Source organism: Pontibacillus yanchengensis Y32 (assembly GCF_000770635.1).
Lineage (GTDB): Bacteria > Bacillota > Bacilli > Bacillales > BH030062 > Pontibacillus > Pontibacillus yanchengensis.
This window is the reverse complement of the sequence record NZ_AVBF01000109.1, coordinates 1-6,584: the sequence shown is the minus strand read 5'-3', so window position 1 is coordinate 6,584 and position 6,584 is coordinate 1. Positions and strand designations below refer to the sequence as shown.

General features: G+C 36.3%; 5 protein-coding genes and 1 other RNA gene. All 6 read right to left on the bottom strand.

Annotated features, from left to right (window positions below; all coding sequences use genetic code 11):
• Positions 1-167 precede the first annotated feature (167 nt).
• The gene (locus N782_RS20040) at positions 168-1,583 is read right to left on the bottom strand and encodes a hypothetical protein (protein WP_036824672.1); all 1,416 of its coding nucleotides are present in this window, start codon (positions 1,581-1,583) and stop codon (positions 168-170) included.
• A 280-nt stretch (positions 1,584-1,863) separates the two neighbouring features.
• Positions 1,864-3,366: a carboxypeptidase M32 gene (locus tag N782_RS20035; RefSeq protein WP_036824670.1), complete on the bottom strand. Its 1,503-nt coding sequence runs from the start codon at positions 3,364-3,366 to the stop codon at positions 1,864-1,866.
• Between the two features lie 229 nt (positions 3,367-3,595).
• Entirely contained in the window at positions 3,596-4,732 is a 1,137-nt protein-coding gene (locus tag N782_RS20030; RefSeq protein WP_036824668.1) for a THUMP domain-containing class I SAM-dependent RNA methyltransferase, read from the bottom strand.
• Between the two features lie 232 nt (positions 4,733-4,964).
• Positions 4,965-5,346: RNase P RNA component class B (gene rnpB / locus N782_RS21195), an RNA gene on the bottom strand.
• 182 nt (positions 5,347-5,528) lie between these two features.
• Positions 5,529-5,831 (bottom strand): cell division regulator GpsB, encoded by a 303-nt coding sequence (gene gpsB, locus N782_RS20025; RefSeq protein ID WP_036824665.1) that lies wholly within the window; start codon positions 5,829-5,831, stop codon positions 5,529-5,531.
• A 63-nt stretch (positions 5,832-5,894) separates the two neighbouring features.
• Positions 5,895-6,461: an SLOG family protein gene (locus N782_RS20020; protein ID WP_338048278.1), complete on the bottom strand. Its 567-nt coding sequence runs from the start codon at positions 6,459-6,461 to the stop codon at positions 5,895-5,897.
• Positions 6,462-6,584: the final 123 nt, after the last annotated feature.

The following is a 6,584-nucleotide window of genomic DNA, read 5'->3' as shown; positions in this document are numbered from 1 at the left end:
GCCGAACGAGGAGGCTTCACCGATTGTCCGCGGAAAGCGAGTGAATTCCTAACGAATCAACCACTCAGCACCAAAACTCCTTATCCCAGATCATGCTTCTTATCTGGAATAAGGCTATTTTATTAGTTGATTCCAATAACAATAATAAACTTTCAGCGAGCCTTAGTTTAAAAGAATACATGAACAACCACCTGAATATACAGTTGTACCAAAAAGTAAAAGGAAATGGCATAACCTATGTTAAAGTGAAAACCATTTTTTATCGTTCCAAGCTGGTTGGTTGTACTAAGCACAATAACAGGTAGAATCAACGGTGATAGCATAATGGAAATTACGCTACCTGAAGTAATCCCTATTACAATAACTTCTGGCGGATAAGGAAGGGAAACCCCTTCTAAGATTCCTGATACTAATACGATGACTGTTAGTGGACCTAGTCCAATAAAACCTAACAACACTACAATTAGTGGAAGAATCCACAGGAAATTTAAGAACGGTACTGCATCTGCAACATAAAACATCCCATCAACCATATAGGTACCTGCTCCGGATTTTTTTACGGAATCAACTAGAAATCCTGCAGCTAGAAGTATAGAATACTGTTGTGCTTGTTTAGGAAGGTCTTCTTGTACAAAGCGTTTTCCATAAGTTCCTAATTTGTAAGCTCGTTTTTTTACCAAGAAATATATAATAATCCAAACGATAATCGTAATCGGAATTAATAATAAGAGCTTCACGTTCCATAAGCCTTTAATAAGAAAAATAGTTCCAAATAAAGAAATGAATAAAATAGCAAATTCATACACGTATCGTTTATCCTTAAACTGATTATTAGAACTGTTTCCAATCCGTTCAAGTTCCTCTTTAATCCCCTCTGTAATGGATACACCGTATTTCTGTTCTTGAAAATACGAAAACATAGTCGATAAGAGGATCCCAACTAATGAAAGCAACGCTCCCTGAAGCATTGACAAAGGCAAGGAAGCACCAAGATGATCAACAGCAAATAAAAAGCTTGGGATACTAACTACCCACATTGTTGTTAAAGCAAATCCTCTTAATATCGCTGTACTTTTATAATTCTCCCATGCCTCTCCTTTTTGATTATGTAAGAAATCATTAACCATTTGATACACCATAGGGATAGCACCAAATAACAAGAAAAATGAAATCAATTGTGTTATAAACATCATCCCAAAGTAAAACCTTCGACTCGTATTCAGTATATTTTGGGCAAAGTGAATGACTGATTCAATATAAGACTCTTCACGTAATACCCAGCTTATCATTGGTACAATAATCAATAATGATATAAGTCCACTCATCACACGAAAACCAGATAAAAACCCTTCCATTAGGGACGAACCAGAGATCATATGGAGAAGTACAGCAACTGTAGTTAAGAAGAGGGATATGGATGCTTTTTGTATTTTTAAAAAGAAAAAAGATAGTAAAAATGCACATATTCCTATGAGAGATAAATTAATGGAAAATGTCTCGCTTTTCGAAAAGTACACAATAAAGTGAATCACTGCATATGTACATATAAGAATTGCAAACAAACGATTTAAAGCTTTGCCCATAAAAACCCTCTTTTCTACCTACCTTGAATTAAAACAAACAGTCTGTCTTATAGTTTACACTAGAAGGTAAAAAAGCCACAATCCTAAGACCCAAGGATTGTGGCTTACTATTATTCGTTTGAGATACACAACAACGTTAAATCAAACCAAAACTAGAGCGATAGCAATTACAAAAAAGATAAACACAAGCATATATAACCAAAAAACTTTTGTCCGAAGAAGGTGCTTTAAATTTCGAAGGAAGCACAGTATTCTCATCCTTCGTAGGTTGCCTTACGTATTAGAAATCATAAACCTTTTGATACTTCTCGGTTAGATGGTTGATTAAATGATCAGGGTTTAATTTTTCAGAAGTCACATCTTCTAGAATTTCTAGTGGCTTTTTCATCTTGCCATATTGATGGATGTTTTCAGTTAACCAACTACGAATTTGTTCAAAGTTACCTTTTCCAATAATCTCTTCGACATCTATTTCTTGTTTCATGGCACTATGGAACTGCGCTGCATACATATATCCTAATGCATATGACGGAAAATACCCAAATGCGCCACCGGACCAGTGAACATCCTGCATAACACCCTCACTGTCTGAAGTAGGACGAACACCTAAATATTCTTCCATCTTATTATTCCAAAGTTCAGGTAAATCTTTCACTTCTATTTCACTATTAATTAGTGCCTTCTCTAATTCATACCGAACCATGATATGAAGGCAATAGGTAAGTTCATCTGCTTCTATACGTATTAGTGATGGTTTCACTTCATTTACTGCATTGAAAAACTCATAAAAATCTACATATCGAAATGTTTCTGGAGCATTCGATAAGAATAAATCAAAATGATTCTTCCAAAATGGTTCTGTTCTTGCTACAAAGTTCTCCCAAAACAACGATTGAGACTCATGGATGCCCATTGATGTCCCGCCAGCTAAAGGAGTATAAGCTAGTTGTTGATCAATATTCTGCTCATATAAAGCATGTCCGCCCTCATGAATAGTTCCAAATACAGCGGTACGAAAATCTGCTTCATCATACTTTGTTGTTACACGCACATCTCCTTGGTTTAAACCAATCGCAAATGGGTGCACCGTTTCGTCTAAACGTCCTGCATCAAAATCATATCCCATTCGCTTAAGAACTTCTAAACTAAAGTTTTGTTGATCCTGTTTAGGAAATTCTCCAGTTAACACAGACGGATTAGGTTTAACCTCTGATGATTGGATTTTTTGCAATAAATGTGTAAGTTCCTTTCGTACCTTTGGAAACACTTCATCTAGAACATCAACCGTTACTCCAGGTTCAAAATTATTTAACAAAGCATTATAAATATGACCTTCATAACCCCAATATTCTGCAAAACGTTTATTGTATTCAACCATTTTCTCTAAATAAGGACGGTACATCTCAAAGTCATTCTTTTCTTTTGCTTCTTCCCAAACTGCTTCTGATTTAGATTGAATCAATACATATTCTTTGTACTCTTCTGAAGGGATTTTTGAGTATTGATTATAGTTTTTTTCACATTCTTCTATACTTTTTTGGATGATGGGATCATTTGTGTTTCCTTTTAATTCATCTATGTATCCCTTCATTTCATCAGATGTAGCCATTTCATGAGCCTTTTGGGATAATGTCGCTATTACATCCGAGCGGCCTTCGAGACCTTTTTTAGGCGCACCAGTACGCAAGTCCCAAAACATAAGACCAATAGCTTCCTCGTATTGACTCATTTCTTTTGTGTAGTCCATAAATTGTTGTTCTAGTTGACTCCATTGTTCCCCCATAATCTTCCTCCTAATATCCCTATATAATTATTGTCTAACATCCAATTTTTGCTTCTTTTCTATTATACAAATAATCTAAAAAATAATAAAACAATAACCTCTTGGTTTTCACCTTTTTCTAATCTAATGTATAAACCAAAGTCTGGTAAGCTATTTAACCTTATTACATTAATACATAAATAAAGACCAGCTTTTATAAGTTAATAATCGCTGGTCTTTCTTAAGTGATTTATTTTTCATGTTCCCCAAAATACTGATAATAATCGATTTTGATAAACCCGTTATAAAGCTTACGACGCTTGCTGGCTTCTTTACCATATAGTTTTTCAAAGTCTTCATTGGAAGTAATGATGTACACGCTCCAAGAAGGATAATCTTGCATAATGTGACCGAGGTCTTTATACATTTGCTCCACTTGTTCCTTCTCACCTAAACGTTCACCATATGGAGGATTACCTACTATATAACCATTAGGTTGAGTAGGTTTGAAATCTTTAATTTGGAGTTGCTTCCAATTAATTAATTCTCCTAAACCTGCTTCTAAGGCATTTTCTCTAGCGATTTCTATCATTCGCTGATCTACATCATACCCTGTAATCGAAAGCGGCTGGTCGTAATTTGCGGCTTCTTCTGCTTCGTTAAAAGCATCTTCCCATAAATTATACGGTATAAGATCCCATTCTTCTGCAGCGAATTCGCGGTTAAATCCAGGAGCTATATTTTGTCCTATTAATGCCGCTTCAATTGGAATGGTACCTGAACCACAAAATGGATCTACAAATGGATGGTCAGGCTTCCAATTTGTAAGTTTAACTAAGGCTGCAGCTAATGTTTCTTTTAATGGAGCTTCACCTTGCCCTGTACGATAGCCACGTTTATGAAGTCCCGATCCACTTGTGTCTAAAGTTAACATGGCATGATCTTTATGAATAGCAATTTCAGCACGGTGCATCGGTCCAGACTCTTCTAAGTGAGTTGCGAGGCCATATTTCTTTTTCATGCGCTCTACTATAGCTTTCTTAACGATTGATTGGCAATCAGGCACAGAATATAGTGTTGATTTTACGGATTTACCTATAACAGGTATGGCACCGTCCTCTGGTACATAATCTTCCCAAGGAAGAGCCTTCGTTTGTTCAAATAATTCATCAAACGTTGTAGCTTCAAATTCTCCAACTAATAATTTCACTCGATCTGCTGTTCGTAACCATAAGTTACTTCTTGGAATAGCAGATAAATCAGCTGTATAACGAACCCTTCCATTTTCAACTGTAACGTCTTCATATCCTAATTGCTTAACCTCTTGGGCAACAACGGATTCAAGTCCCATAGCACTTGTTGCAATTAAGGTAACTTTTTTTGGCAATCGTCTCCACTCCTTATTGATTTAAATCTTTATAATTTCTATGTATAGCGTAACCATTATTAAAGAAAACTTGCCGAGTTGCAAGCTTTTTATCTATACAAAGTTCTTGTGAAAATTATGCTTTCTACCATCAGGAGATTTATCCCTAAGGTAAGGGTAACACATAAAAAACCCTTTCTAAGCATGAGCTTTAGAAAGGGTTACACAATCTACTTAGGTGACCTGATAAATACTTTGTAAGCCATGTTCTGTACCTTTGTACTGCAAACGGCGGTCAACCTCGTACTCTGGTGGTAATCATCTATCTACAGGTGAAAACCTGTCTTTTCCTGTTGGTTTCGTTCCCTCAGAAAAGTGCCCCTACCTAATTTTGGGTTGCTCACTCGTGGGGTTTACCTCGTTCCACTTCCATTGTTTCCAATGGAACTCCGTCACTGTGGCACTTTCAAGATAATCTGATCGTATCCGTTTGGACGTAGATCATTTCTCTGCCGTTAGCTGTTACACTACCTTGACTTATGGTTTCGTCAAGCACGAACACTACAAGCATCTCAGCTTGTGTGAGCATGGACTTTCCTCTGCATGAGCAAGTCATACAGCGATTACCCAAGTATTTATCAATTGCTCGTTTATTTTAGACTGTTTTTATGAATGAGTCAATAACTACAATTATTAATTATAGCATAACTTACTAGTGTATTCACAATGTAAATAATGGAAAAAAGTATAACAGCTACCGAATATTCCTTTTTGAAATTGTGACTCGTATAATCGATAACATGACTCTTTACTTTATTTACTCGTCGGCGTACTTCCTACCAAATACTGCCTTCTCTAAGTTCGACACACGTTGTAGAATATCATAATTCACTTGTCCCGTAGAGGAGGGCTGTCTTGTACGCGTGGTTTGGTCGGATTGTTTTTTCAGTCTTTCATTTTCTTGTTTTAAGCGTTCAATCTCTTGATGAAATGCTTCATAATCTTGAATAATTACATCTAAATACTGATCGACTTCCTCTTGGTTGTATCCACGAATTCCAGTTTTAAAATCCTTATCTAGTATTTCTTTTCCAGTTAACTGAATACGGTCTAAATCCATTTCTCTCACCTCAGACTTAATGCACTTATCATAATTTTTGCAGAAGAAGGAATGTATGTCAATTTAATTTAACCAATATGCCGGGTCCTCCATCATCATTTCTTGTACGGTTTCATCAATATCGAACGGGGTAATCATATAAATCTCATATTCATGTTTTTCTTGATAAGCTTTTGCTTTATCCAAGAAATACCCTGGACTGCCACCTGTTTCTTCATCATAAAGAATCAAACAAGCATCACTTTTATCAAGCAGCCATTGATCTTTTGCTTTAAACTGATAAGCCCCCTCATATTCCTTCTGATACAAGGGTTGGGTGAAATCCACTGAATCTAATAGGAGGTGGTATTGTTCTTGTTGAGCTTCAGGCCATCGTTGTTCTTGATTAAGGAATGGTGGGAATATACCTACTTTAATATCGTACTCTTCTTTCAATTCCAGTATAACTTCCCCTGTCCAAATTTCTACCCCCATTTGACCAGATAACAAAATCCACTCAAGCCCTTCTTCAATTAATGGTATTAGCCGTCTCTTAATCGTTTCTTTCACATATTCTATCTTAGAGTCATCTATCTTAAATATACCCATTTCCATTGGTTTATACCCGGTTACAGCTAGAACCTTCATCATTTCTTCCTTCCTATGTAGACTAAGAGCTGGTCACACCAGCTCTTACAAAAATATTAATCTCTCCAACAACCACAGCCAGGCTTTTTCATTCCCATTGGCATTCCTGGCCCTTGCATCCCTGGA